The 26,352-nt window shown below is 72.4% G+C and carries 19 protein-coding genes and 1 pseudogene; 8 read left to right on the forward strand and 12 right to left on the reverse strand.

Annotation, left to right across the window (positions count from 1 at the left end; translation table 11 throughout):
- The first annotated feature begins 881 nt into the window (after nt 1–881).
- Nucleotides 882–1,628, forward strand: coding sequence for a class I SAM-dependent methyltransferase (locus Sspor_RS01950; protein WP_202197423.1), 747 nt, complete (start codon nt 882–884; stop codon nt 1,626–1,628).
- 796 nt (nt 1,629–2,424) lie between these two features.
- Here the strand turns inward: Sspor_RS01950 and Sspor_RS41450 are convergent.
- On the reverse strand, nt 2,425–5,253 hold the full coding sequence (locus tag Sspor_RS41450) for a DUF6777 domain-containing protein (protein ID WP_373318728.1): 2,829 nt from the start codon (nt 5,251–5,253) through the stop codon (nt 2,425–2,427).
- 903 nt (nt 5,254–6,156) lie between these two features.
- Entirely contained in the window at nt 6,157–6,561 is a 405-nt protein-coding gene (locus Sspor_RS01955; protein ID WP_202197424.1) for an aggregation-promoting factor C-terminal-like domain-containing protein, read from the reverse strand.
- Nucleotides 6,562–7,962: 1,401 nt separating this feature from the next.
- On the opposite strand from Sspor_RS01955, the pseudogene Sspor_RS01960 reads away from it, so the two are divergent.
- A pseudogene (locus Sspor_RS01960) lies at nt 7,963–8,278 on the forward strand (ATP-binding protein); the annotation flags it as partial.
- A 42-nt stretch (nt 8,279–8,320) separates the two neighbouring features.
- Here Sspor_RS01960 and Sspor_RS01965 read toward each other — a convergent pair.
- Nucleotides 8,321–8,839, reverse strand: a complete 519-nt coding sequence (locus tag Sspor_RS01965; RefSeq protein WP_202197525.1) for a pyridoxamine 5'-phosphate oxidase family protein — start codon at nt 8,837–8,839, stop codon at nt 8,321–8,323.
- Nucleotides 8,840–9,027: 188 nt separating this feature from the next.
- On the opposite strand from Sspor_RS01965, the gene Sspor_RS01970 reads away from it, so the two are divergent.
- Entirely contained in the window at nt 9,028–9,627 is a 600-nt protein-coding gene (locus Sspor_RS01970) for a transposase family protein (protein WP_202197425.1), read from the forward strand.
- 911 nt (nt 9,628–10,538) lie between these two features.
- On the opposite strand, the gene Sspor_RS01975 is transcribed toward Sspor_RS01970, so the two are convergent.
- The 4 genes from Sspor_RS01975 to Sspor_RS01990 all read right to left on the reverse strand — a co-directional run bounded on the left by Sspor_RS01975 (nt 10,539) and on the right by Sspor_RS01990 (nt 15,422).
- Nucleotides 10,539–12,650, reverse strand: a complete 2,112-nt coding sequence (locus tag Sspor_RS01975) for a xanthine dehydrogenase family protein molybdopterin-binding subunit (RefSeq protein WP_202197426.1) — start codon at nt 12,648–12,650, stop codon at nt 10,539–10,541.
- Nucleotides 12,651–12,685: 35 nt separating this feature from the next.
- Entirely contained in the window at nt 12,686–13,711 is a 1,026-nt protein-coding gene (locus Sspor_RS01980; protein ID WP_202197427.1) for an FAD binding domain-containing protein, read from the reverse strand.
- Between the two features lie 4 nt (nt 13,712–13,715).
- Entirely contained in the window at nt 13,716–14,378 is a 663-nt protein-coding gene (locus Sspor_RS01985) for a 2Fe-2S iron-sulfur cluster-binding protein (RefSeq protein WP_202197428.1), read from the reverse strand.
- A gap of 111 nt (nt 14,379–14,489) precedes the next feature.
- Entirely contained in the window at nt 14,490–15,422 is a 933-nt protein-coding gene (locus Sspor_RS01990) for a LysR family transcriptional regulator (protein ID WP_202197429.1), read from the reverse strand.
- 195 nt (nt 15,423–15,617) lie between these two features.
- On the opposite strand from Sspor_RS01990, the gene Sspor_RS01995 reads away from it, so the two are divergent.
- Complete coding sequence (locus tag Sspor_RS01995) at nt 15,618–16,478, forward strand: NmrA family NAD(P)-binding protein (RefSeq protein ID WP_202197430.1); 861 nt, start codon at nt 15,618–15,620, stop codon at nt 16,476–16,478.
- 147 nt (nt 16,479–16,625) lie between these two features.
- Here the strand turns inward: Sspor_RS01995 and Sspor_RS02000 are convergent, their stop codons facing one another.
- Nucleotides 16,626–17,144, reverse strand: coding sequence for a MarR family winged helix-turn-helix transcriptional regulator (locus tag Sspor_RS02000; RefSeq protein ID WP_237403621.1), 519 nt, complete (start codon nt 17,142–17,144; stop codon nt 16,626–16,628).
- Between the two features lie 227 nt (nt 17,145–17,371).
- Between Sspor_RS02000 and Sspor_RS02005 the strand changes: the two genes are divergently transcribed.
- Together Sspor_RS02005 and Sspor_RS02010 are read left to right on the forward strand one after the other, a co-directional pair.
- Nucleotides 17,372–18,502 (forward strand): NADH:flavin oxidoreductase, encoded by a 1,131-nt coding sequence (locus tag Sspor_RS02005; RefSeq protein ID WP_202197431.1) that lies wholly within the window; start codon nt 17,372–17,374, stop codon nt 18,500–18,502.
- A 218-nt stretch (nt 18,503–18,720) separates the two neighbouring features.
- Nucleotides 18,721–19,377 carry a hypothetical protein gene (locus Sspor_RS02010; RefSeq protein WP_202197432.1) on the forward strand — a complete coding sequence of 219 codons (657 nt, stop codon included), beginning with the start codon at nt 18,721–18,723 and terminating at the stop codon, nt 19,375–19,377.
- Nucleotides 19,378–19,660: 283 nt separating this feature from the next.
- On the opposite strand, the gene Sspor_RS02015 is transcribed toward Sspor_RS02010, so the two are convergent.
- Entirely contained in the window at nt 19,661–20,572 is a 912-nt protein-coding gene (locus tag Sspor_RS02015; RefSeq protein WP_202197433.1) for a helix-turn-helix domain-containing protein, read from the reverse strand.
- 257 nt (nt 20,573–20,829) lie between these two features.
- Between Sspor_RS02015 and Sspor_RS02020 the strand changes: the two genes are divergently transcribed.
- A complete protein-coding gene (locus Sspor_RS02020) occupies nt 20,830–23,571 on the forward strand; it encodes a M4 family metallopeptidase (RefSeq protein WP_202197434.1) in 2,742 nt (913 codons plus the stop codon).
- 119 nt (nt 23,572–23,690) lie between these two features.
- On the opposite strand, the gene Sspor_RS02025 is transcribed toward Sspor_RS02020, so the two are convergent.
- The 3 genes from Sspor_RS02025 to Sspor_RS02035 form a co-directional block, all read right to left on the reverse strand.
- Nucleotides 23,691–24,074 carry a hypothetical protein gene (locus Sspor_RS02025; protein ID WP_202197435.1) on the reverse strand — a complete coding sequence of 128 codons (384 nt, stop codon included), beginning with the start codon at nt 24,072–24,074 and terminating at the stop codon, nt 23,691–23,693.
- Between the two features lie 79 nt (nt 24,075–24,153).
- On the reverse strand, nt 24,154–25,011 hold the full coding sequence (locus Sspor_RS02030; RefSeq protein WP_202197436.1) for a C40 family peptidase: 858 nt from the start codon (nt 25,009–25,011) through the stop codon (nt 24,154–24,156).
- 339 nt (nt 25,012–25,350) lie between these two features.
- Nucleotides 25,351–25,926 (reverse strand): Dps family protein, encoded by a 576-nt coding sequence (locus tag Sspor_RS02035; RefSeq protein WP_202197437.1) that lies wholly within the window; start codon nt 25,924–25,926, stop codon nt 25,351–25,353.
- Nucleotides 25,927–26,132: 206 nt separating this feature from the next.
- Between Sspor_RS02035 and Sspor_RS02040 the strand changes: the two genes are divergently transcribed.
- A complete protein-coding gene (locus tag Sspor_RS02040) occupies nt 26,133–26,315 on the forward strand; it encodes a hypothetical protein (RefSeq protein WP_202197438.1) in 183 nt (60 codons plus the stop codon).
- Nucleotides 26,316–26,352 lie beyond the last annotated feature (37 nt).

Consider the following 26,352-nt stretch of genomic DNA (forward strand, 5'->3'; position numbering starts at 1 on the left):
CACCCGGCCCCGGCCGGCACAAAGCCCCGGGTACGGGTACGGCCGGACAGCTACCCGACGGACGGCCACCCGGCATACAGACGGCCCTGCACTCAACTCCACCACCCAGAACGGGAACGAACCACGGCCCTGAACAACCCTGCCGCCGGGACACGCACCGAAACGACGGGTACCCCCGAACACAACCAGCGGCGCCCCTGGAACAACCCCCGCCCACAGGGCCCGCACCGAGACCGACAGGCGGCCCGGACGGCTCCGCTCCTGCCGCCACACCCCGCCCGGACACCGGCCGCCAGGACCACGGAGCCGTCCCGCGACCCGGAACACGCCCGCTCCCCGCTCCCCGGCCCCGGCCCCGGCCCCGGCCCTGGCCCTGGCCCTGGCCCTGGCCCTGGTCCTGGTTCGTGCCACCCGGCTGACACTATTCCCCGACCGCCCGGCACCGAACGGACACCGGCAGCCCCCGCCGCAGGACAAGGACCGTACACACCGGAGCAGCCGCCACACCGTGCGTGGTGCGCCGGAGCGGACTGCGTGCCGGGGACGCCGGGCCGGTGCCGGGGGTGTGTCCACCTCCCCAGCGCCGGATGCCCGGCGGCGGCGGGGGGCCAGGGCGAAGGCCACGGCTGGATCGCCGCCCGCCGGGAAGGACTGCACGCCGGGCCCGCGCCACCGTCTCCGACGGGACCGCCGGGGCCGGCAGCTCCGGCTCAACGAGCCGACGTGGCCTGCCGTCCCACGGCCGGCGCCGCCCACAGCAGGACGAACCGGGGGCAAGGAACCTGGGCGGGAAAACCGGGGCAGGGAGAACCCACCGGGGCGGGGGGGGGGAACCGGGGCGGGGCAGTGCGCCGGACGCCTCGGCCGGTGAGGATGGCCGTATGACGCTCACCCCTCAGGCCAGGTCCTTCGACAAAGCGGCCGCCGGCTACGCCGAAAACCGCCCGTCCTATCCCCCGGCCCTCCTCGACGCCGTCGAGGAACTCGCCGGCCGGCCCTTAACGGGCGCCCGCGTCGCGGACATCGGCGCCGGCACGGGACTGGCCACCGCCCTCCTCCATGCCCGCGGTGCACACGTCGTCGCGGTGGAACCCGGCCCCGCCATGGCCGCCCAGTTCCGCCGCAGGCTGCCCCACATCCCTCTCGTACTCGGCGACGGCAACAGCCTGCCCCTCGCCCGCGACTGCATCGACATCCTCACCTACGCCCAGTCCTGGCACTGGACCGACCCGCGCCGATCCGCCCCGCAAGCCCAGCGGGTGCTGCGCCGCGGCGGCGCGCTCGCCCTGTGGTGGAACGACTCCGACAGCACGCTCCCCTGGATCGCCGACCAGGACACCCGCCTACGCCGCCTCTTCGGAGCCGCCGACAGCCAACCCGATCCGACAGCCCGGTTCCGCGACCTGCCACCCGAACTCACCTTCACCACCCGGCAGATGTCATGGACCCGCAGCGTCCCCCTCGGCACACATCTCGCGAACCTCGCCACCTACTCCGACTTCCTGGTCCTCGGACAGAAAGCCACCCAGGCGTTCCTGGCCACGGAACAAGACCTGCTCACCGAAATCTTCCCCGACCAAACGATCGAGGAGCGGTACACCGTCAGCCTGGCCGTCGCCCACTGCTGACACCACACCCATACACCCCCGCTCCCCCGCGCACCGGACCATCTGCCGGCCGCAGGAGCGTACGGTCCGCACCCGGCCGCACCCCCACAGCCCCGGACACGGCCGCTCCCTTCTCCTCGCCCCCAGAGGCCGGGTGCCCCACCACCACGGGGCGGCTGCCAGGGGTGCGGTCCGGGCAGCGGGTGCCGCCGGGGTCCGCAGCCGTTCCACGGCCGCCGGGCCTGCCCTTCCAGCAACAACGAAAACCGGCACACGCCCCCGGACCGGCACACCGCGGGGCAGGCTCAGCCCGAACCGCGTCCCCACCCCCCTGCACACCGGCCCCGTGGCCCGGTACAACGCGCCGACACCCCACCCAGCCAGAGCCCGGCGCACGGAAACTGCAGAAATACCGGCCAGACCCGGCCACCCTCCTGCCACCCGCCCGACCTACGACCTACGGGCTACGGGCTACGGGCTACGGGCTACGGGCTACGGGCTACGGGCTACGGGCTACGGGCTACGGGCTACGGGCTACGGGCTACGGGCTACGGGCTACGGGCTACGGGCTACGGGCTACGGGCTACGGGCTACGGGCAGGACACCACGGAGGCCGGTTGCCCTGCCAGGCGGCACAGAACCGGGCCAGCCCGGCCGGGAAGCACGGCTTACCCGGCCCACAGCCACGGTGCCGTCAGCAGCGCGGTACCAGCATGCGAGCCCGCACCCCCGCCCTGCTCCTCCCCCGCCCCGCCAGGCCCGGCGCCCTCCCCAGACCGCCGTCACCGGAGCGAACACACGGATCCCGGCCCGGTACCTACCCGGAACTCCCGCCCGACCCGTCCCCGGGCGCCGTTCCGCGATCCCCGCCCGCCCCGTCCCCCGGCGCTGTTCCGGGAACACTGCCTGCTCCCCCGCCCGTCTCCCGGCCGGTCCCCGAAGCCCCGGAGACGCCGCCCGGCACACGGCCCGGCGAGCTCCCCGAGTCCGGACCCGAGTCCCTGCCGCTGCCGTGACCAGAGGCCTTCCCGGACCCGCGGCCGGACTCCGGCGCCTGCCCGGAACCCGTGCCGGGGGCCTGGCCCGCCCCCGAGCCGGAACCCTTGCCCGACACCTTCCCCTGGCCCCCGCCCGACCCCTGACCCGCACCCCCCGCCGGATCGCCGGCCGGCCCCTGATCCCGACCGGGCGCCTTCCCCGACCCCTGATCCGACTCCCGACCAGGTTCCCTGGCCGGATCCTGGGCTGAGCCCTGCCCCGGAACATCCCCCGAGCCATTCCCCGTCCGGTCCCTGTCCCGGTCCCGGCCGGACTCCCTGCCCGGTTGCTCACCCGACCCCTCGCCAGACTTCCGGCCCGGCTCCTGGCCCGCCTCCTTCGCCCCGTCCTGACCGGGCGCCTTGCCTGGTTCCTGGCCCTTGCCCGGCACCTTCTCCGAGCCCTCACCCGGCTTCCGGCCCGACGTCTTCCCCGAGTCCTCGCCCGACTCCTTGCCAGGCTTCCGGCCCGGCTCCTGACCCGCCTCCTGACCGGGCGCCTTGCCCGGCACCTTCTCCGAGCCCTCACCCGGCTTCCGGCCCGACGTCTTCCCCGGGTCCTCCCCGGGCCCCTGACCGGGGTCCTTCACCGAGCCCTCGCCCGGCTTCTTCCCCGGGTCCTCGCCGGACCCCTGACCGGGGTCCTTGCCGGGGTCCTTGCCCGGAACCTGCCCGGGTGTCTCACCGGACTCCTGGCCCGGCGGCTTGCCCGAACCCTCACCAGGCTTCTTCCCCGCGCCCTCGCCGGAGCCCTGACCAGGATCCTTCACCGAGCCCTCGCCCGGCTTCGTCCCCGAGTCCTCGCCCGACTCCTTGCCAGGCTTCCGGCCCGGCTTCTGACCCGCCTCCTTCGCCGGGTCCTGACCGGGCGCCTTGCCTGGTTCGGGGCCCGTTTCCTTGCCCGGCACCTCCTCCGAGCCCTCACCCGGCTTCCGGCCCGACGTCTTCCCCGGATCCTCCCCGGAGCCCTGACCGGGGTCCTTCACCGAGCCCTCGCCCGGCTTCTTCTCCGGGTCCTCCCCGGAGCCCTGATAGGGGTCCTTGCCCGGAACCTGCCCGGGTGCCTCACCGGACTCCTGACCCGGCGGCTTGCCCGAGCCCTCACCTGGCTTCTTCCCAGGGTCCTTGCCGGACCCCTGCTCGGGATCCTGGGCCGGGCCCGTGCCCGTGCCGGACTCCTGGCCCGGCGGCCTGCCCGAGCCCTCACCCGGCTTCTTCCCCGGCGTCTTCCCCGGGTCCTTACCGGACCCCTGACCGGGATCCTGGGCCGGGCCCGTGCCGGACTCCCGGCCGGGTGCCTCGCCGGACTCCCGGCCGGCTGTCTTCCCCGGGCCCCCGCCCGGCTCCTGGCCCGGGGGCAGAGCCGGCGCCTTTCCGGGAGCCTGGCCCGGACCATCGCCCTGGATCCGGCCCGGGTCGCTGCCCGGGATGTCACCCGACTCGCCGACCGGCGCGCCACCCGGGTTCTGGGCGGGGGTCTCCCCCGGCGGCCGGTCCGGCACCTGGCCCGGAACAGACCCCGGGGGCCGGTTCCCGGACGTGCCCGAGGGCGGCGGGACCGGCGCCGGGTGGACCGCCGGCAGGACCGGGTAGGCAGAACCGGAGGCCCGGCCCTTCGGAGGCGGGACCTCACGGTCATGCCTGCCCCGCGCCGCCCCGCCCGGACGCTCGTACCATCCCCCGCGGTCCTGGTCGAAGACCGTGACACTCTCCACCGGCTCCACCGCGGGCCTGACCGCAACGAGACCGGAGGACCGGAACGCCGGCCACCTCGCGCCGCTGTACCCCTGCCCGCCCCTGACCGCGACAGGCGGATCCAGCGGGTTCCCGCAGGCACAGCGGACCCGGGGCACACCCCGGCCGTCGACCAGCACGGACGTACCGGCCTGCAGGACCGCCTGATAGCTGGTGGGCCCGCCATTGCGGTACCCGTGATTGGTGACCCTGGTGTCCCACCCCAGCCGCACCGGCGTCAGCGACCGCAGGTACGAGGCGACCTGCGACTGCCCGATACCCAGCGCACCGGCGAACGCACCACCCTTATCCGGGTTCTGCGCGAGATAGCGGACCTGCTTCTCCACGTCACAACTCGCAAGGTCCCGCGTCCCGCCATACAGGCCCGGATACCCGCCATCGACCTCAAGCGTCCGCGCACCACCCGCCGAGTCCCCGCCATCCACCGCGCTCCCACCCCCCGCCACGGGCGTCACACGGTCCGTGTTCCCGTGCTCCGCGGCCGTCGACGCGGTGAACGGATCGGGCCCGGCCTCCGCCGCCGCCTGGAGAAACACCTCACCACCCGCCGACGTGTTCCCCGCCAGCACCGTAAACCCCAAAACCACCGCCGACACCACAGCCACCGCCGTACCCACACCCAGCACCGCCCGCCGCGAACGCCACCCACGCACACGCCCGCCCCCACCACCCGGCAACACCGCACCCCCACCGGAAGACACCGGCACAGGCCCCGCCGGCGGCCCCAACACAGAACCCGAACCAGGACCCGACACAGGACCCGAACCAGACCCCGAACCAGACACACCACCCGACGCAGGCGGCGGCTCCACACGAACACCCCGACCCGACAACGGACCATGCGGCGGCCCCATAGGACGCCCCAAAGAACCAGAAGAAGAACCAGAAGAACCAGAAGAAGAAGGAGGAGGGGGAGGGGGAGGGGGCAGAGAACTCACGACACCCGCCCCCCACCACAACACAACGCGTCAACCACAGTCACTCGCATGCGCCCACTCCTTCCAAACCCTGCACACCTCCACAACCCGGAGGCCCGACCAGGAACTGCGGACCCGTCCACACACCCGCCGCAACCACACACCACACGTGCGTCCCTGCCCCGAGTAAGCCCCCCAACCCCACACCCCGTCACGCCGCGACCATTCGGGACTTGACAAACCCCCACACCCCACCCACACCACCAAAACCCCACACCACCCCCCTCAACCCGGCCGGACAAAAACACCAGCCCACCCCCACAACCCCACCCACCCCGCCACAACACGAACCACAGGCACAACAGGCACAACACCCCGGGTGACAGGCCCCCACACACAAACACCCCGCCCCGACAACCCCACCCACCCCGCCACACCAGCCCGCCCACCCGCCAACACCCCACCCGCCGACACCCGGCAGAACACGCAAGAACACCCCACCGGAAAACCCCAGCCGCACACCCCGGCCCACACAGCCCACAAACGCGAGAACACACGAAAACACCCGGCCGGAAAACCCCCGCCGGACACCCCGGCACACACACGGCCCGCAGCCCGAGAACACCCCGCCCGAAAACCCCCAGCCGCACACCCCCGCACGCACACACGGCCCGCAAACGCCCGGAAGAACACACGAAAATGCCCGGCCGGAAAACCCCGGCCGGGCATCCCGGCATACCCACGGCCCGCAAACGCCGGGCAGAACACGCGAGAACGCCCGGCCGGAAGACCCCGGCCGGGCGTTCTCGCGTATCACGTGCCGTCCGCGGACGGAACGGATCAGTACCAGTGGTTCGCGGACCAGAAGTTCCACGCACCGACCGGGCTGCCGTAGCGGTCGTTCATATAGTCCAGACCCCACTTGATCTGGGTCGCCGGGTTCGTCTTCCAGTCCGCACCCGCGGACGCCATCTTCGACGCCGGCAGCGCCTGGGCCAGACCATACGCACCGGAAGAAGCGTTCGTCGCGGTGTAATCCCAGCCACTCTCATGCGAAATGATCTTGTCGAAAGCAGCGAACTGCGCCGGGTCCTTGATCATCCGCTGCGCGATCGCCTTCGCGCTCACCGGAGCCGCCTGAGCAGGAACCGTGGCCAGCATGGAACCGGCAACACCCACAGCGACAACAGCGCCCGCAAGAGCCTTCCGGGAAGAAGCGATACGGCGGATGACAGCGTTGGACACGGAGGAAACCTTCCACAGGGAACAAGGGCGGTCGCAGACACGTCGAAGACATGCGTGAAGCCACTCACACGGTGGAGAGGGGTTCGTCGGCGGCGGGGCGGAACACCCGTGCCACCTGGCGACCCGTCCAGTTCTACAGACGCCCCACCATCCCGGCAACGACCCCACCTACTAACCACCCCCCACAAACACCCACCCCCACCCCACCCCACACCCACCACAACCACCCACGTCACCACACCCACCACACCACCCCCCACACACCACTAACCCCCCTCGTATGTGACCCACGCCCTATGCAACACCTCACCCCCCAACCCCCCACAACACACCCACCGTCACCACCCAAACACAACAAAACGCCAGCGACCGGCGACATCACCCATCCCAGCAGGCGGCCACCCTCCGGAAAACACCCCAGACCGACACCCGACACGGCCGGAAAGAACATCGCCGCCATCACCACCAGTGACCCAACACGGCCCGGCAGCCAAGCCTCCGCCACCCCACCCGCCCAACGGCACCACCCCCAACACCCACCCTGCAACCAGCCCAGCGCCGGGCGGCACCACCCCCGGCACCCGCCCACCGCGCAACCAACCCAGCGCCGGGCGGCATCACCCCCGGCGCCCACCCACCGCGCAGCCAGCCCGGCATCCAGCACAGACCACACAGCCGAACCACACCAACCACCCTGGGCACAACCGCGCCGACCGCGCCGACCAGCCCCGCCACCGCTCACACCACAACCACCACCCGCCACGCAAACACATCAACCGGCCCGGCAGCCACCAACGCCCACACCAGCACAACAGCACGCACCCGGCCCCGGACACCACAACCCCCACCCAAACCACAACACCGGGACAGACGAACACACACAGCGGCACACGCATCCAGGACTGCTTCACAGCAACACACCGGCCGAACCCGGCGGCCCACGACAAACACGCTGCAAGACCCCGGCGCCGGCCGGCAGCCTCGTGCCGGGCGATACGGATGTGCGCGCGGAACCCTTCGGCTGCACACCCGCACCGGACCACGCGCGACTGCCCGCACCAGAACCTCAGCACACACCCAGCCCATCAGGGACGGCACCCCCCACCACACGGTGTGTCCCCCAACCACAACAAGCCCCAGACCTGTTCAATCAACACATGACCAAATGCGACGAATCTGGTCAACGAGCTCGCCGAGGCGGGCGATGAGTCCGCGGTGGGACGAGGTGGACGTGGACATCGAGCTGGAGACCCTCGCGGTGTGGGACGAGCGGACCGCGCTGAGCCTCGCGCCGCTGGCCGGCGCCGACCTGATGCCGGCCGCACCGGTGGTCCCCATCCCTCGTCCAGCTCGCCGACCCGAGCACCCTGATCACGCGGGAGCGGGCGCAACTACTCAAGAGCCGCAGACGAGAAGCAGCTCCAAGTCGATCGCCCGCTACGGGCGTGTTGATCTTTTGTGCACTGATGAGCTGGGCTGCACGGAACTCGACCACCGCGGCGCCGAACTCCTCTTCCAGGTCCTGACCGGACGCGAGGAGAGGAACAGCGTCGCCATCGCCTCCAACGAGTCCTTCTCCGGCTGGACCAAGACCTTCACCGACCCCCGCCCCTGCTCGGCGATCGTCGACCGCCTCACCTTCAACGGCACCATCATCGAGGCCGGCACCGACTCATACCGCCTCGCCACCACCCGAGCCCGCGCCGAGGAACCGGCCAAGGCGGGCCGACCGCCCAGACAGCTGACCAGGGATGCCGGACTACCGGCCCGGCCTGGTCCAGAACTGACGCGGCGCGAAACCCTCGCGCCGCAGCCAGTGCTCGGTATAGACGATCCGCTCGGCCTCGATCACCACGAGAGGTCCCGATGCTGGTTCATCGAGAGAACGCGACCGTTCGACATGGTCGGACTGCCAGCGGAACGCCGGCCAGTAGTGCCCGAAATCGGGGTCGTCCCCGGACAGCACGCGAGCCCGCCCGAAGAGCTGAGCACCTCGGCTGCTGGCCTGTCCGACCAACGGTGCAAAGATCCCCACCGACACCCTGGGGTCAGCCGCGAGGTTCCTCATCTTCGGCGAACCCGGAGCCGTGGAGAACACCACCGCGAAGTCGAGGTGGAAGTACCGCACCGGCGTGGCCAGAGGCCCTTCCGGCCCTGCCGTCGCGAGCACGCACATGTTCTGCGACGACAGCAGATTGAGTATCCGCTCTTCCAAACGATCTCGACCGAGGCGCTTCTTCGGTGACGGGCCAGCAAGCCACGGATTAGTCACAGGCATGATCAAGTATCTCATGCCTCCCCCTCACTCTCCGGGGTCCGGCAGCAGACTCAGCCGTCAGCAGTACCGCCAAAACACGGTTCTGGCATAGATCTTGGGGAGTCGTCGCGGAGTGCTACCCCGTTGTTCGATTGCGAGGAGACGGGTTCGCGTGCGACGGCGTACGCCCTATCCTCCGACGATGAGAGATGATGATCCATCAGATGTCTGCCTGCCGCTGCTGCGGTCAGTTGTGGACGGTGATGGTGCTGGTCATGCTGACCCATGCACCATTCTGGGGCTCGCTGGTATTCAAAAGGATCGGCCAAGTGGATGTCGAGGCTGTGATGGCCGCGTTCGGCACGGTCGAGGTGGTGGCGAGAGGCCGCGCGGCCGGGGATGCACGTCCGGGCTGCGGCCGCTTCTCGGACCGAGTCCACGATCGATTGCAGCGCAGGCTGAAGGACCTGCCGCTCACTGAACAGGGCTTCGTGATCCGGCTGACGGTCCGGCGCTTCACCTGTGGAGCGGCGGACTGCCCTCGCCGGACGTTCGCCGAGCCGTCCTCCCGGCTGGCCGCCCCGCACGCACGGTTCACCACTCGGCTCAACCACACCCTGGAGCGAGTAGGGCTCGCACTGGCCGGGTGGGCCGGCGCTCGGCTGGCAGCCCAACTGGGCTTCAGCCCGGGACGGATGACCTTCTTACGCAGGGTCATGGAGCTGCCCGATCCGCGGTTCAGCACGCCGCGGGTGCCGGGCGTGGACGACTTCGCGATCCGTCGCGGCCAGACCTACTCCACCGTCTAGACCAGCGCCGAAGCCCATCGCGTCGTCGACATGCTCCCGACGCGTGAAACCGGGCCGCTGGCCGCCTGGCTGATCCTCCACCCCGGCCTGGACATCATCTCCCGGGACCGGGCCGGCGCCTACACCGAGGGCACACGCCGTGGCGCCCCCGACGCTCTGCAGATCGCCGACCGGTCCCATCTGCGGCAGGGCCTCGGCCGCGCCGCGGAGACCTGCGTTGTCGCCCACCGCGAGTTAGTGCCTGTGCAATCCCTCGCCCAGCGGCATGCTGCCAGAGGCCACCCGACTGGCTTCCGGGCGGCCGCAGCACGACCAAGCACCCGCCGGCCGGCGGGCCGAGCACAAGCAGGCCGCACACACCCCGCTCCACGAGCTCCATGACCAAGGACACTCACGCCGAGCGATCGCCCGGCACCTGAGCCCGGGCCTCAACACACCACAAAGCCACGCACCCAAGCCCCGTCCTCCGTCAGGCACTTCCCGACCCCCAGACCCGCCCCAGCGAGGACCTCCTCGAACTGTCCCTTCGCCAGCGGCCCCGACCGGCAACCACGAGCAGAGCCCGACCCCACAATCATCCGGAGTGACCACCCGGAACCGGCCCCCCGACACCACACCCGCACCACCAGCCCCACACCCATCCAACGAGCCAGGTCCGAATGCCGTTCTCCGATCGCAACGACCGTCCGGCTTCGGGCCGAGCCGCAGCGCCCGCACGTCGTTCGTTCGGCGGCGTCGTGAGTACGCGACGGTGAGAGCGGCTCCACGAACCGAAGCGCAGAACGTCATGATCAGCGCTGCCCCGGCGTCCGCCTACCGTGCAGCCAGCCCGGTACCCAGCACAGGCCACGCAGCGGGATCACACGGGCTACCCTGACCGCCCAGCGGTGCTCCCGCCTCCGGCGTTCGCGTCAGTGCGCGCGGCCCAGTGCGGACAGTACGCGGTCCGGCGTCAGGGGGAGTTCGCGCAGGCGGTGGCCTGTCGCGTGGCTGAACGCGTTTCCGATCGCGGCCGCCGTTCCGACGATGCCGATCTCGCCGATCCCCTTGCTGCCCATGGGGTTGAGGTGCTTGTCGTGTTCATCGATCCAGTGGGCCTCGATGGCGGGGACATCGGCGTGCGCCGGGACGTGGTAGGCGGCGAGGTCGCTCTCGGTGAAATCGCCGAACACCGCGTCCATCGTGCTGTGTTCGGTCAGCGCCATGCCGAGCCCCATCACCATGGCGCCCTTGAACTGCGACCGCGCGGTGAGCGCGTTCAGGATGCGGCCGGCGGCGAAGACGCCCAGCATGCGCCGTACGCGGACCTCCCCGGTGACCGTGTCGACCCGTACCTCGGCGAAGTGCGCGCCGAAGGCGTGCCGGGAGTAAGGGGGCTTCTGCTTGGCGGACTGCGTGGTGTCGGCGGACGCGGACAGCCCCCGGGCCGGAAGCGGCTCGTGGTGGCGCTCCAGGCGCGCGGTCAGGGCAGTGCAGGCGTCGTGGACGGCCCACCCCCAGGAGGCGGTCCCGCAGGAGCCCCCGGCGAGCGAGGCCGCGGGCAGGCCGGTGTGTCCGATGGCGACGGACACCGAGTCGAGCGGAACCCGCAGGGCATCCGCCGCCACCTGGGCCAGGACGGTACGGGCGCCCGTTCCGATGTCGGTGGCGTTGATCTCGACGAGGTAGCCGCCGTCGGGGCGGGCGTGCGCCCGGGCCGTGGAAGGCGCGACGAGCACGGGATAGGTGGCGGCGGCCACTCCGCTGCCGATGAGGTACGGGCCCTCTCGGCGCGGCTCGCGGCAGCGCGCCCAGCCGAACCGCTCGGCGCCCTCACGCAGGCACTCGACCAGGTGACGGCTGCTGAAGGGGAGGCCGCTGTCGGGCTCGGTGCGGGGTTCGTTGCGCACGCGCAGCTCGATCGGGTCGATGCCGAGGATGCCGGCGAGTTCGTCCATCGCCGATTCCAGGGCGTACATGCCCGGCGCCTCGCCGGGAGCACGCATCCACGACGGGGTGGGTACGTCGAGGGCGACGACCCGGTGGGTGGTGCGGAGCGCGGGCACGGCGTACATGACGCGGGCGGGCACCGCCGCCTGTTCCACGAACTCCCGGATGCGCGAGGTGTGGGTCGTGATCTCGTGCGTCAAAGCAGTCAGGGTGCCGTCGGTTCGAGCACCGAGCCGGATGTGGTGGAGGGTGGGCGCACGGTGGCCGACGGTCGCGGGCAGGTGGGCACGGGGGAGGGCGAGTTTGACGGGTCTGCCGTAGTGCCGTGACGCCATCGCCGCCAGGACCACATGGGGACGCGGGGTGCCCTTCGAGCCGAACCCGCCGCCGACATGCTCGGATACGACGGTGACCTGGTCCTCGGTCAGCTTGAACAGTGCGGCCAGCACGCTGCGCACGAGGCCCGAACCCTGGCTGGAGTCATGCACCGTCAGGTGGCGGCGTCCCCCGTCCCAGTCGGCGACGGCAGCGTGCGGTTCCATGGGGTGGTTGTGCAGGGGCCCCACCGCGTAGACGCAGTCGACCCGAACCGGAGCGGCGGCGAGCTCCGCGTCCGCGTCTCCCTGCTCGCGGTGTGCGGGGTGGCCCCCGTTGGCCTCCTCGGGGGTGTAGACGCGCTGGTGGTCGGCGCTGAGGGTGACGTCGTGGGGGTCGCTCTCGTAGCCGACGCGCACCGCGGAGGCGGCGTCCCGTGCGCCTTCCAGGGTGTCGGCGACGGCCAGGGCCACGTACCAGCCGCGGTGGGGCACGCGCGGGTCCTGGAGGAGGTGCAGGGTGGGGTCGTCCGTCGCGCCGAGGCGGGGCGCGTCGTACGGGGTCAGCACGCCGATCACACCGGGCACGGCCGTGGCGGGCGCGGTGTCGACGGAGATGACGCGGCCGCGGGCGATCGTGGCGGGTACGGGCCAGGCGTAGGCGCAGTCGGGGGGCGTGTGCTCGGCGGCGTAGCGGGCGGCTCCGGTGACCTTCTCGCGTCCCTCACGGCGACGGGCGGGGCTGCCGAGGGCGGACGGGCTGTCGGGAAGGGTGGGCATCGCGGGTCCCCTTGTCGGTTCGGGGCCGGGGGCGGTCACGGCCGGGGGCGGGCGGGAGGGCCGTCGTCGGAGGCGGAGCGGATCAGCGTGGTGAGGACGTCGCGGGCGAGGTTGCGGGCGAGGTCGACCTTGAAGGCGTTGTCGCGCAGGGGCCGGGCGGCTGCCAGTTCGGCGTCGACGGCCTCCCGCACGGCCTCGTCGGCGGGTACGGCGCCGGTGAGCCGTTCCTCGGCGGCGGCGGCGCGCCAGGGGCGGTGGGCGAGGCCGCCGAAGACGAGGGCGACGTGGCGTACGCGGCCGTCGCCGAGTTCGAGTACGGCGGCCACCGAGGCGAGGGCGAAGGCGTACGAGGCCCGGTCGCGGACCTTGCGGTAGAGGGAGCGGGATCCGGGCACGGCCGGGGGCAGGACCACGGAGGTGACGATCTCGCCCGGGCGGATGACGGTGTCCCGTTCGGGGTGCTCGCCCGGAAGCCGGTGGAAGTCGGCCGCCGCCACCTCGCGGGTGGTGCCGTGCTCGCCGCCGTAGAGCTCGATGCGGGCGTCCAGGGCGGAGAGGGCCACGGCCATGTCCGAGGGGTGGGTGGCGATGCAGTGTGCGGAGTGGCCGAGGACGGCATGGTCACGGTGGACCGCGTCGCGGGCCGCGCAGCCAGTGCCGGGTTCCCGCTTGTTGCAGGGCTTCGACACGTCCTGGAAGTACGGGCAGCGGGTGCGCTGGAGCAGGTTTCCGCCGGTGGTGGCGACGTTGCGGAGCTGTCCGGACGCCCCGGCGAGGAGGGCCTGTGACAGGACGGGGTAGCGGGTGCGTACCAGGGGGTGCGCGGCCAGATCGGTGTTGCGTACGCCGGCTCCGATCCTGAGAGCTCCGGTGGGCAGCTCCTGGATGTCGTCGAGCGGCACCCGCGTGAGGTCGATGAGGGTGCCCGGGGTTTCCACCCCGTGCTTCATGAGGTCGACCAGATTGGTTCCGCCGCCGAGGTAGCGGGATCCGGGGTGGCTCGCGTAGGCGGCCGCCGCTTCCTGGAGGCTGGTGGCGCGTACGTAGGCGAAGGGCTTCACGCGGTCACGTCCGGGGTCGGGTCGGGTCGGGCCGGAGGGCTGGGGCGGGCGGCCGGGCGGCCGGGCGGGGGTCCTCGGCGGCGCTGCAGGCCGCCACGGCGTCGGCGATCCCGTTGTAGGCGCCGCAGCGGCAGAGGTTGCCGCTGAGCCGTTCCCTGATTTCCTCGGCGGTCAGGACGACCGGGCGGGTGCTGTCGGCCGCGGTCGCCGCGTCGGTCACGTGCGAGGGGTGTCCGGCGGCGGCCTCCCGCAGGACCCCGACGGCGGAGCAGAGCTGGCCGGGCGTGCAGTAGCCGCACTGGAGGGCGTCGTGGTCGAGGAAGGCCTGCTGGAGGGGGGACAAGGAGCCGTCGGCGGCGCCCAGCCCCTCGACGGTGGTGATCTCGGATCCGTCCTGGGTCACGGCCAGCAGCAGGCAGCTGTTGGCGCGCCGCCCGTCGACGAGGACGGTGCAGGCTCCGCACTGCCCGTGGTCGCAGCCCTTCTTCGAACCGGTCAGGTCCAGCCGCTCCCGCAGGGCGTCGAGGAGAGTGACGCGGTTGTCCAGGTCGAGGACGTGGGTCCGGCCGTTGACCCGGAGCGCGACGCGGGAGCGGTGGAGTGCGGCGGTGGTCGGAGCCGGGTCGGCCTGTCGCCGGGGATTGCGTTCACGTGCGGCCACAGCCATGCCCCCAATGTCTGATTACGGGAGGTATGGTCTATCGCCTTCCCCGGCCCCGCCCGTCCCACACCCCCTCATCCGGCGCCGGCACCCCTGCCCCCGGACTCGCGGCCCCCGTCAGAGGTCGACAGCGGGGCCGCCCGGGTGCGGGGGCCCGGTGAGGCGGCTCCGGGCGGCCTGGCGGAAGGCGGTGACGAGGCGGCCGCGGTCGCCCGCGCGGGTGGCGAGGACGACGTGTCCGGGCTCGACGCCCTCCAGGGGCACGGCGGCCAGGTCGGAGCGCAGGTGCACGGCCACCGAGCCGGCGGGCGCGATGGACACCGCGTCCCCGGCCGCGATCAGTTCGAGCTTGTCCTCGACGGTGTCCACGAGCGGCCCCACGGGGGCCCGGCTGCCGTCGGGCCGGGGGTCCACGCGCCAGAACGCGTTCCACGCCGGGTCGGGCAGCCGGGGCTGCGGCTCGTCCCCGATGTCCTCCAGGGTGACGCGCTCCCTGCCCGCCAGACGGTGGCCGGCGGGCACGAGCAGCACGCGCGGCTCGTCGTACAGGACCGACACTTCCAGCCGGTCGGTGGGGAACGGCAGCCGGGCGACCACCGCGTCGACGCGGTGGTCCAGCAGGGCGGCCCGCGGCCGGTCCCAGGCCAGGTGCAGGGTGTGCACGTCGGCGTCGGGGTGGCGGCGGCGCAGCTCGCGCACCGCCGGGGTGATGATCAGGCCGGTGGTGTAGCCGACGGTGAGCCGGGTGGGCTCTGCGGCGGCCCGGGTCTCGGCGACCGCCTGCCCGGCGGCGCGCAGGAGGGCCCTGGCGCGCGGCAGCAGCGCGCGGCCGGCGTCGGTCAGCTCGGTGCCGTGCGGCGTACGGTCCAGCAGCCGGGCGCCGAGCCGGTCCTCCAGGCGGCGGATCTGCCGGCTGAGGGACGGCTGCGCGAGGTGCAGGGCCGCGGCGGCGCGCCCGAAGTGGCGCAGCTCGGCCACCACCGTGAAGTAGCGCACCAGCCGCAGGTCCAGATCGGCAGCGCCGTCGGAGGCGGTGGGAGTGTCGGGCATGCCTCCACGGTAGCCCGCCCGCGGTCCGGCACATCTCTCATGAAAGGCCGCCGACCTGCGGTGATGTCCATTCGGTATCGCGCAGTGCACAACAGGTCTTGGACAGCGGGCCTGCCGCCGTCGCACGGTGGAATCGCAGCCCCGCTCCGTCCGGAGCACCACCGGGCCACCCCCACTCACCGGAGGAGATGCACCATGTACGTCGTCATGGGAGCAGGCGGAAAGACCGGCCGGGCCGTCGCCCTCGGCCTGCTCGACCAGGACCGGCCCGTCCGGGTGGTGCTGAGGCCGGGTCGCGAGGGCCGGGACTGGAAGGAGCGCGGCGCCGAGGTCGCCCACGCCGACGTGCACGACGCGGCCGCTCTCACCACCGCCTTCACCGGCGCCCGGGCCGCCTACGTGCTCAACCCGCCGGACTACGCCAGCGGGGACATGCACGCTTCCGCCCGCGACGTCGCCGCCAACTACGCGCAAGCCGCCAAGGCCGCCGGCACCCGACTCGTGGCCCTGTCCTCGATCGGCGCGCAGCACGCCGACGGCACCGGCAACATCGCCACCACCCACCTCCTCGAACAGGCGTTGCGCCCGCTCGGCGCGAGCTTCGTCCGGGCCGGCAACTTCCTGACCAACTGGCTGCCCAGCCTGCCGGCCATGCGCGAGGGGGTGCTGCCCAGCTTCTTCACCCCGCTCGACCACCCCGTCCCGCACTCGGCCGTGGCGGACATCGCGGTGACCGTCGTACGTGAGCTGCTCCGCGACGACAGCCGCACCGTCGAGCTGGCCGCCGCGGCCGACTACGCGCCGGACGACATCGCCGCCGCCTTCGCTCAGGCCCTGGGCCGGGACGTCATCGCTCAGACCGTCCCTCGCGAGCAGTGGCGGGCCGTCCTCGCCGGGATGGGGCTGCCCGATGCCGCCATCGACAACTGGGTGGAGATGTGGGACGCCTTCAACAGCGGCCGCATCCGCTTCGAGGGCACCCCGGAGCGCGGTGCGACCAGCGCCGCCGCCTTCGCCGCGGCGGCCGTCGCGGGCACCGCGGAGTCCGGCGGGTGACCACACGTCCACGGCCCGGACCGCGACAGCCACAGCCACCGGCGCCGGCACCGGTAGCGCCAGGCCGAGCGGCGGCCCGTACACCGGCCCCCGGCGTCACCGGGGGCAGCGGGCGCCCCTTCGGGCCGAGGCCGCGCGTTTCCGGAATTACAGGGCGGGTGCCCGCGGGGCAGGGTTCGTGGAGTCCGGCGACGCGGGCGCCGCGGATTCCTGCGCGGCCTGCGGGTGACATGCGGCGCGGGCGGCGTCGTCCTCCGTGCGCGGCCAGTGCCGTCCTTCGAGTGCCTCGGCACTGCGGTTGAGCCGGACCAGGACGTCCTCCAGCTCCCGTACCTCCTCGGGGGACCAGTCGGCAACCACCCGCGCCAGGCACGACTGGTTGACCTCGCGGTCTCCGGCGAGCCGGCGCGCGCCTTCGGCGGTGATGCGCAGCTTGCGGGCCATGCCGCCGTCCGGGTCCGCGACGCGCTCGGCCAGTCCGCAGCGCAGCAGCGCGGCCGTCTGGCGGTTCACGGTCGACGTGTCCAGGCCGAAGGCCTCCGCCAGCTGTCCGATGGACATGGGGCCTTGGGTGTCGATCCGGCTGAGCAGCAGGTACGCCGACCGCTCCAGGCGCTCGGGATCGCGCTCGCGCCGGGCCAGCACCTGGTGCCGCGAGAGCAGCATCAGTTCCCGCTCCACATTCTCCAGCACTGCCCCTCCTCACCTTTTCGACGCCCCATTATCGCGGACTCGTGGGCCGACAGACCCTGACGAGGCTCAGCAGGGCCTGGCAGGGCCTCCGCAGGAGGTCGGCGCGGGATCCGGCGGCAATATGCATGATACATAGCGTGTGTACTATGCACTTCTCGTTGTCACCCAGACGAGCCACAGCCTCAACCCGGAGGACTCGCATGAGCGCCACCACGTCCACCGCCTCCCGCGCGGCCGAGATCCTGTCCCGGCCCGTCACGCTGAACGGCCTGACCGTCCCCAACCGCATCGCGATGGCTCCGATGACGCGGATGTTCTCCCCCGGCGGCGTGCCCGGCGAGGACGTGCAGGCGTATTACGCCAGCCGGGCCGCCGCCGGTGTGGGCCTGATCGTCACCGAGGGCACCTACGTGGGTCACGACTCCGCCGGGCAGAGCGACCGCGTACCGCGGTTCCACGGCGAGGACCAGCTGGCCGGGTGGGCGAAGGTCGCCGCAGCCGTCCACGAGGCGGGCGGCACCATCGTGCCCCAGCTGTGGCACATAGGCATGGTGCGCAAGCAGGGCCAGGCCCCGTACGCCGACGCGCCCGCCGTCGGCCCCTCCGGCATCCGCGTCGACGGCACCGAGGGGACCGGCAAGGCGATGACCCGCGCCGACCTCGACGACGTCATCGGCGCGTTCGCCGACGCCGCCGCGGACGCCGAGCGGATCGGCTTCGACGGGATCGAACTGCACGGTGCCCACGGCTACCTCCTCGACCAGTTCCTGTGGGAGCGGACCAACCGCCGTACCGACGCGTACGGCGGCGACGCGGTGGCCCGGACGAAGTTCGCCGCGGAGATCGTGGCGGCGGTCCGCGAACGCGTCTCGGCCGAGTTCCCGGTGATCTTCCGCTACTCGCAGTGGAAGCAGGAGGCCTACGACGCCCGGCTCGCGCAGACCCCCGAGGAGCTGGAGGCGATCCTGGCCCCGCTGGCGGCCGCGGGCGTCGACGCGTTCCACGCCTCCACCCGGCGCTACTGGCTCCCGGAGTTCGAGGGCTCGGACCTGAACCTGGCGGGCTGGACCAAGAAGCTCACCGGCCGGCCCGCCATCACCGTCGGCTCCGTCGGCCTCGACGGCGACTTCATCGGCGCCTTCATCGGCGAGGGTTCGGCGCTCGGTGACATCGACAACCTCCTGGACCGCATGGAACGTGACGAGTTCGACATGGTCGCCGTCGGCCGGGCCCTGCTCCAGGACCCCCAGTGGGCGGCGAAGGTCCTCGGCAACCGTTTCGACGAGCTGAAGCCGTACGACGCCGCGGCGCTCACATCGCTCAGCCGGTAACCGGTAGCCGGTAACCGGCGGCCATCGCGGCCGGTCGACCCCGGTCCGCGGGCCGAGTGGCGTACGGGAGCCTTGGTCAGGGCGCCCGTACGCCACGGGGCCATGAGCGCTGGGCAGTGGATCCCCTGGATGGCCGGCGTCGCCCGTACATGAACGGACGACGGCGCCGCAGGACCCCCGGCGCCGTGACGCGGCCCGGCGGCGATAGCGTCATGTTCATGAACCTGAACCTGCACGGCACCGCGATTCCCGACGGGCTCTCCCGGCGCGCCCGTTCCTTCATCGCGCACCACGGGGTCAGGGCTGATGTCGCGTCCCTGGAGCCCTATCGGGAGCAGTGGCTCGCACAGGGTGTGCCCGGGGATGTGATCAGCCGGGCCGTGGTCTACCAGGACCGCTGGGGCGGCATGGTGCTCCCTCCGGCGCCGGTGTACGAGAGCGGTCCCCGCTACCTGTGCGCGGACATGCCCGAGCCTTCCGACGAGGGCGGGTGGTGGTTCCCGGCCGGCGACCAACGCGCCTCGGTCGCCTTCTCCTTCATGATCGGCCCGAACGGCGAGTTCGGTCTCTGGGGCGACAGGTGGGCTCCGCTGCACGCGTCCATCGAGGGCTGGGTGGAGTCCCTGGCGCTCACCCACCACGCTTCCTACTGGGCCGAGCAGGTCACACGGCTGCACGGTGACGAGGCCAAGTCCTTCCCTTTGGACGGTTTCGAGCCGGTGGAGGAAGTACAGGGCATGGTCGACACGTGGTGGCGGGGCCCGGACTCCCTGGTCGCCCTGCACAACGGCGAGGCGGAGTGCTTCTCCCGCGGAGTGCCCCGCGTCGCACTCGTGTACTCGGGGCTCGACGAGTGGGGTCTGCACGGGCAGTGAGCCGCGAGAGGCGGGCGCCCACTGCGCTCTGACGCCCGGCCGGCGCCGCCCCCGCTCTCCCTCCCGCCGGACCCCGGGTCCGGTGCCGGCCTCGCGGGCGGCGTGACGCCGGGCCGGGCTCCTTCCGAGGGCTCTGGCACCCGCCCGGCCGGAGCCGTCGCGGCGCCCGGCCGGTACGGCCGCCGCCCGGCGGAAGGCGGCCCGAGCCGACACCCGGCGCAGAGGCATCAGGACGTACTGCGCCTGCCCGAAGCCGAGGGTTCTCCCCCGTCCCCCGTGCGGCTCAGCCATTCGCCATCGCCGTCGGCCCGGGGCCGCCGGGCGTCTCGGGGTGCGGGGGGAGCCAGCCGCGGATGGCGGCCTGGACGCCCGCCTGGAAGCGCGTGTCCGCGTCGAGTTCCTCCAGCATGCGGGTGATCCGCCGGCGGGCGGTGTGCACGTGTACGCCGAGCCGGCGGGCGATGGTTTCGTCCTTCAGGCCGGAGGCGAGCAGCCCGAGCAGTTCCCGTTGGTCGGCGGTGAGGGGGCCGTCCGGGCTGCCGAGGGGGGTGGCGCGCGCCCAGAGGGATTCGAAAAGCGGCAGCGCGGCCCGGTGCAGCAGGCAGTCGCCGAGCACCAGGGCCGCTTCGTCGTCCCCTTCGTCGTTGCCGGGCGGCGGGGGCAGCAGGCAGGTGCGCCGGTCGACGAGGACGAGGGCGGTGGGCAGGCTCTGTCCGATCCGGGCCTGGAGGCCGAGTCCGGTGAGGGCGATCAGCTCGTGCGCGCGGTCGGGGAAGTCGGTACCGCGCCGGTCGGTGACGGTCCGTACGGCAACGCCGCGCGCCAGCAGATCGCGGACGAGGTCCCCGTCGGGCGCTCCGGGCGTCCGCGTCGCGCGGTCGAGGATCAGCACCTCCGTCTCGGCTGCGGCGAGCATGCCGCGCAGGCGGGTGCCGACCGCATCGGTGCCGGTGAGAACCTCGATTCCGGCCGGGGGGCCGGGGGATCTCGCGGGCTCCGGGGGAAGCCGGTGGGCCAGCCGGTCGGCGTAGGAGCGCAGAGAGTTCAGGTCGGCCGACTCCTGGTGCAGGAGGGCCTGGCGGCGCTGGATGAGTACGTGCAGTACGGAGGCCGGGTCGGCGGCCGTCTGGATCACCGCCCTGCGGTCGTCCTGCGTGCGGGCCGGAGTCCGGTCGTGCGGGTCGGTTTCGATCATGCGGGGGATTTTGACCGCCTTCACAGAGCCCCCACAAGTGTGCATGGCCACTTCTGAGGGGGCCTCGGCTCTGGTCGGGAGCCGCTCGCGACGCTTGCATGGCGGCAACTCGCAGCAACACATCAGGCACTCATGGTTGAGGAGACCCCTTGCCCAAGTTCAGCGCAGGTTCGTCGGCGTCCACTCCCGCCGCACGACGGATATGGCGGAAAGAGATCCGCTCCGCCGGAGTATTAGCGGTTCTGCTGGCCGCCGCAATGACCTTGCAGGCGTCGCCGGCGTGGGCCGCGGGCGGCCCCTCGAACGCCGTTCCCGGCCAGGACACAGCGACCCCGGTGCTCGTCGAGGGCATCCGGGAGCCCGTGGACGCCAAGGCCGCCCCGGCCGACGCGGCGCGCCAGCACCTCGCCGCGAACAAGAGCCGCTACAAGATCCCCCGGGCGGGCAGCGACCTCGTTCCCCTGGCGGCGACGGCCACCGGGGCCAAGGACGAGACGGTCCGGCTGCAGCAGAAGCACCGCGGAGTCGACGTCCTGGGCGGCCAGTACGTCGTGCGGATGCAGAAGCAGGACGGCAAGCGCGTGGTCACCGGTACCTCGGGGCACTACTTCACCGCCCTGAGCACCGATGTCACCCCCCAGGTCAGCGAGGAGGTCGCAGTCCGGCGTGCGGTGGCCGCCACGGCCCGCCGGCTGGGAGCGGCCCTGAACAAGAGCCAGGCGCCGCGCTCGGAGTCCGGTGATCCGGCGGCCACCGGCATGACCGGTGACGCCAAGGGGCTCGTGGTCCTGCCCAAGGGCGGCGGTGTCCTCGCCTACCGGGTGACCGTACGGGGCACCGCGCCGGGCACCGGGGCGCCGGTCGTGGACGAGGTGTACGTGGACGCCCGCTCGGGCTATCCGGCGCTCCAGTACAGCGCGTTGAAGACGATGGCGGCTCCCGCGGCCGCCCGGACGGCCGGTGAGGCCGGTGAGGGTCCGGGCGCGGCCGGCCCGCCCGCCGTTCCCGCGAACCTGGTCCCCGAGACGGGGTCCGGCGCCCGGCTGAGCGGCGCCGCGGCCTCGCTGGACATCGCCTACGACCCGGCGGCCGGCCAGTACCTCCTCGCCGACGCGGGCCGGATGCGCGCCACCAGCAAGAGTCTGCTGGCCACGTGGGACGCCCGGGGCAAGTCGGTGTCGGAGACCTCGGGCACGTGGCCCGCCGGCATCAGCATGTTCTCCTCCCCGAACACCTCTTTCGGCGCCGCGGCGACGGATTCGGGGGCCGTGGACGCCCACTGGAACGCGGGCCAGGTCTACGACTTCTACAAGAAGAACCTCGGACGCGAGAGCCTCGACGGGAACGGCGGGGCCGTCAACTCCCTGGTCGGTGTGACGTACTACGGCCTGCCCTACGCCAACGCGTTCTGGGACGGCACCAAGATGGTCTACGGCATCGGTGACGACGAGTACAAGCCGATGTCGGCCGACACCGACGTCGTCGGCCACGAGATGACCCACGGGGTCATCGAGCACACGGCGAACCTGGTCTACGCGGGCCAGTCCGGGGCCCTGAACGAAGCGCTGGCGGACTACTTCGGCAACGCCATCGACGTCACCGCGAGCGGGACGCCGATGAGCGATCCGGCCGCGGGCCTCATCGGTGAGAACCTGTGCCGCACGAAGGCCGCCGCCGACTGTGCCCTGCGCGACCTCAACGACGGGGCCACCACCTCGAAGAGCTTCCTGGGCGTGTCGTTCGCCACCGACAACGGCGGCGTGCACCTGAACTCGACGATCTTCTCCGGCGCGCTGTGGGACATGCGCGAGGACCTGGGCGGTGCCCTGGCCGACAAGATCGTGTACAAGGCCGTCAGTGAGTACATGACGCCGCTCGACGGGTTCACCGAGGCCCGGGGCGCGGTGCTCGCGGCGGCCAAGGCGCTGGGCGCGACCTCCGCCCAGCAGAACACGGTCAAGCGGTCGTTCAACGCCCACGGCATCGTCCCGGACTGGGAGCAGGCCCTCGGCATCGACACCGACACCCTGTTCGGCAAGCTGAACACCACCGATTCCGGCGTGGGTGCGGGCGGCGGCTGGTGGACGGCGTCGAAGTCGAACGACGACGGCTCCGAGCCCTACTCGGTGTACGCGGGCCGGCTGGACGGCAAGGGCGCCCCGAAGGTGGTCAGCCCCAACGACGGCCGCTACCACACCGCCCCGGCGACCGACGGCAAGACCGTGGTGTGGACGGCGTACGGCCCGACCTCGGTCGACGTCCTCTCCCGTCCCGTGGCGGGCGGTCCGATCAAGACCCTGTACAGCTCGATGACGGGCGTCGCGGGTCTGCGGGTGGAGAAGAACACGGTCGTGTTCGAGGAGTACGACATCCTCGGCGGCCGGCACGTCGGTTACATGCGGCCGACCGACAAGGCCCCGGTCTTCACCGACGGGCGGAAGTGGAACACCCTGACCGCCCTGCCGTCCATCAGTGAGGGCAGGATCGCCTACGCGAAGCTGTACCCGCAGAACGGTACCTACCGGCTGGGCGTGGAGGTCGTCGACCTCTCCACCGGCAAGGCGGTCATGACCGAGCAGCTCGACGAGCCGACGGGCCTGGGCCAGACCGGGATCAACGGCAAGAACGTGTTCTGGCTGGCGGACACCGACGAGAGCGACGGCGGTCTGATGTCGGTCATCAGCTCCGGCCTGGACGGCCGCGGCACCTTCATCGTCAGCAGCGAGCACAAGCCGGGTGCCTTCATCGCCTCCGACCTGACGGTCTCGCAGGACGCGCTGACCCTGGTCGCGCAGACGCCCGACACGCGCTACCGCAACGAGTCGCTGCCCAAGCTGTGGCAGCTGACCACCGACGGCTCCCGCCGCGAGCGGGTCTCCTGCAACCGGGGTGAGCAGAGCTACCCGGCGGCCGGGGCGGGCCGTCAGGTCACCTGGCTGGACGCGACCACCGGCTCCACCGACCTGGTGGTCCGGGAACGGCCCGCCGGGACCTGCTGATCCCTGCCGGTGAACGAGGGGCCGACGGCTGCAGCCGTCGGCCCCTTCCGCGTGCCGTACCCCCGCCCGCGTTTGCGGTGCCGTACCGAACGGTCCCAGGGGCTCCGGACATCAGGGTGTCAGCACTCGCGCAGGCCCGGCGCGGGGTCGACGGAGGTGTGGACGTCCACGGCCGCGACGTTGCCCCACTGGCCGTTGTCCAGCTGGGTCCAGTACCAGACGTTGTTGCCGCCGGCGTGCTGGTCGCCGCGGCCCCAGCACTGGAACCAGCTGGGGCTCGTGTTCAGCGGGCCGCGCACCGCGGAGTTGTAGCGGCGGTGCTCATAGCCCTTGGCACCGACCCGGTTGCCGCACCACAGCTTGCCGTCGGCGCGCACGCCGCACTCGGCGGCCGCGCTCTTCCCGGTGGCCGGCGTGGCCTGGGCGGGCCCGGTCACGGTGGCCGCGCCGGCCGCCAGTGCGACGGTGGCGATCCCCAGGGCGATCTTCCTGCCTGCGTACATGATTCCTCCTCGGAAGGGCTCCCTCAGGAGCCGTGTGGTGGATGTGCGGGGTGTGCGTGATCGGTGGTGCGGACGGTGCTCAGGGGCAGGTGGGTACGCCGTCCAGCCAGGCGGCGCCCTTGATGTAGATGTTGGTGATCCACGATCCGTACTCGGGCAGGTAGGACCAGGCGTCGTTGGTGTAGCCGTCCGCCGTCACCGTCTCGGCGTGCTTCTGGCATTCGACGCGCACGCTGGTCGGGCCGGGGAAGCGGTGTACCCGCGGGCTGCCGGTGGACGGTTCTTCGTGGGTCCACACGTCGGCGCCCCAGGTGCTGAACGTGCCGGGCGTCGTCGCCGGCGCGATGCGGGCGGCTCCCGCGTAGTCCCCGCCCAGCCGTACGTCGCTGACGGTGATCCGGGTGCCCGACTCCCGGGCCTCGACCATCTTGCCCGCGCCGAGGTAGATCGCGATGTGGTGGACGGAGCCCGCCGATCCCCACGCCAGCAGGTCCCCGGGGAGCAGTGGACCGGTCCCCTGGGCCGCCGTGAAGCGCTCGTTCGTGTGCGGGGAATGGAACTGGTGGTGGGCGTTGCCGGGCAGAGGGTCGCCGCCGAGCGCGCGGGCGTAGGCGTACCGGACCAGTCCGGAGCAGTCGAAGCCCAGCCGTTCCGGGTCGTGGGCGCTGTCCGGGTCGCTCGGGTCGACCTGCCCGTACGTCGGCCCCGGCTGCGGCCCGTGGCCGCCGCCCCAGGTGTACCAGACGCCGATCTGTTCGCACGCGGCCCGTACGGCGGCTTCGGCCGCGGCGGAGGCTCCGGGGGCCTGGACGCCGCACGCTCCTGCCGCCTGCGATGCCGTGGCCGCAGGGGCGGCGGTGGCGGTGGCGCCGCCGGTGCCTTCCCATGTGGCCAGGAGGCTCAGCACCGCGACCGCCGCCATCGCTGTTCTCCGCATCCCCATGTCCGTTCCCCCGTCCCCGTCGCGGTCGCCCGCGGGTCGTCGTACTCGTCGTGTCGTTCGCGCGGTGTGCCCGTCGTACGGGGCACGGACCGGCCGTTCCGCCGGGCACTCCGAGCCTGTCCCGTGCCACCGCGGTGTGTCGAGGAGGCACGGGTCGCCCATCGCGACGGGAAACGGGAAACGCTCGGGAAACCCGCTCCCGCCTGGTGTTTTGCGTGACCGTCAGACGGGGAGCCGTCGTCCCTGTGGTGGGTGCCCCGGGGTCCGGGGCACGGAAGCGGCCGGTCACCTGCGGGAGGTGACCGGCCGTCGACGTGTCGGGCTGTGCGTGGTTCAGGCGGGGCCGGTTCCTCGCGACGCCCGGTCGGCCGCCTCCTGAAGGGTGTGGGCGCCCGCCGTGCTCAGGCGGCCTCCGCCGGATTCCAGGTGTGCGCGCAGGAACCACTGGAACTGTTCCAGCCCGGCCAGCTGGCCGATGAGCATGTCCTGGGTGACCGGGTCGAGTTCGCCGGTCGCCTTCATCGCTCGCCGGTGGTCCTCGATCACGCCGCTGTAGACCAGGTCCAGGGCGCCCAGGTGGGCGACGGCGTCCGCGCGGCCCACGTCGTAGTCGTCCCAGGTCCGGGCGGCGACGATGGCGGCCGGTGTGCCGACCGGCACGCCGCCGAGCGTCGCGATGCGTTCGGCGGTGGTGTCCGTCATCTCGCGGACCGCCTCCACCTGCGGATCGAGCATCTCGTGGACGGCGATGAAGTGCGGGCCGACGACGTTCCAGTGCACGTGCTTGAGGGTCAGGGCCAGATCGTTCAGCGCGTGCAGTCGCGCCTGCAGGATCTCCGTGACCTGTCGTGCGTCCTGGCGGTCCACACCGGGGACGGTGTGCGGGGCCGCCTGCTGCTGTCCGTTCATGGTCGGTCTCCTCGTCACGGTGGATCTTGGTACGCCCCTCGCCTTCCCCGTCGGCCCGCCGTCACACGTGCGGGCCGGCAGGGCTTGCGGGCCGGTGGTGCCGGGAGGGGCTCACGGGACGGATCCGCCGGGTGGCGGTGCTCCCCGCGCTCATGGCCGGGCCCGGAGGGGGTACACGGACGGCACCGACCGAAAGGAGCCCGGCCATGCTGGCCATCGCCGCCGCAGTCCTGTTCTTCATCGCGTTCCTCATCGACGCCGCCGACATCGCCACCAACGACGTCCTGAGCTCGACCAACCTCATGCTGATCGGTCTCGCCGCGCTCGCGCTGCACGTTGCGGGCATAGGCGGCACGCGCCCGGCCCGCGGGTGGGGCCGCAGACGCTGACGGCCGCAGGGCCCACGCCGTTCCGTTACCTTCCGGG

Source organism: Streptomyces spororaveus (assembly GCF_016755875.1).
Taxonomy (GTDB): domain Bacteria; phylum Actinomycetota; class Actinomycetes; order Streptomycetales; family Streptomycetaceae; genus Streptomyces; species Streptomyces spororaveus.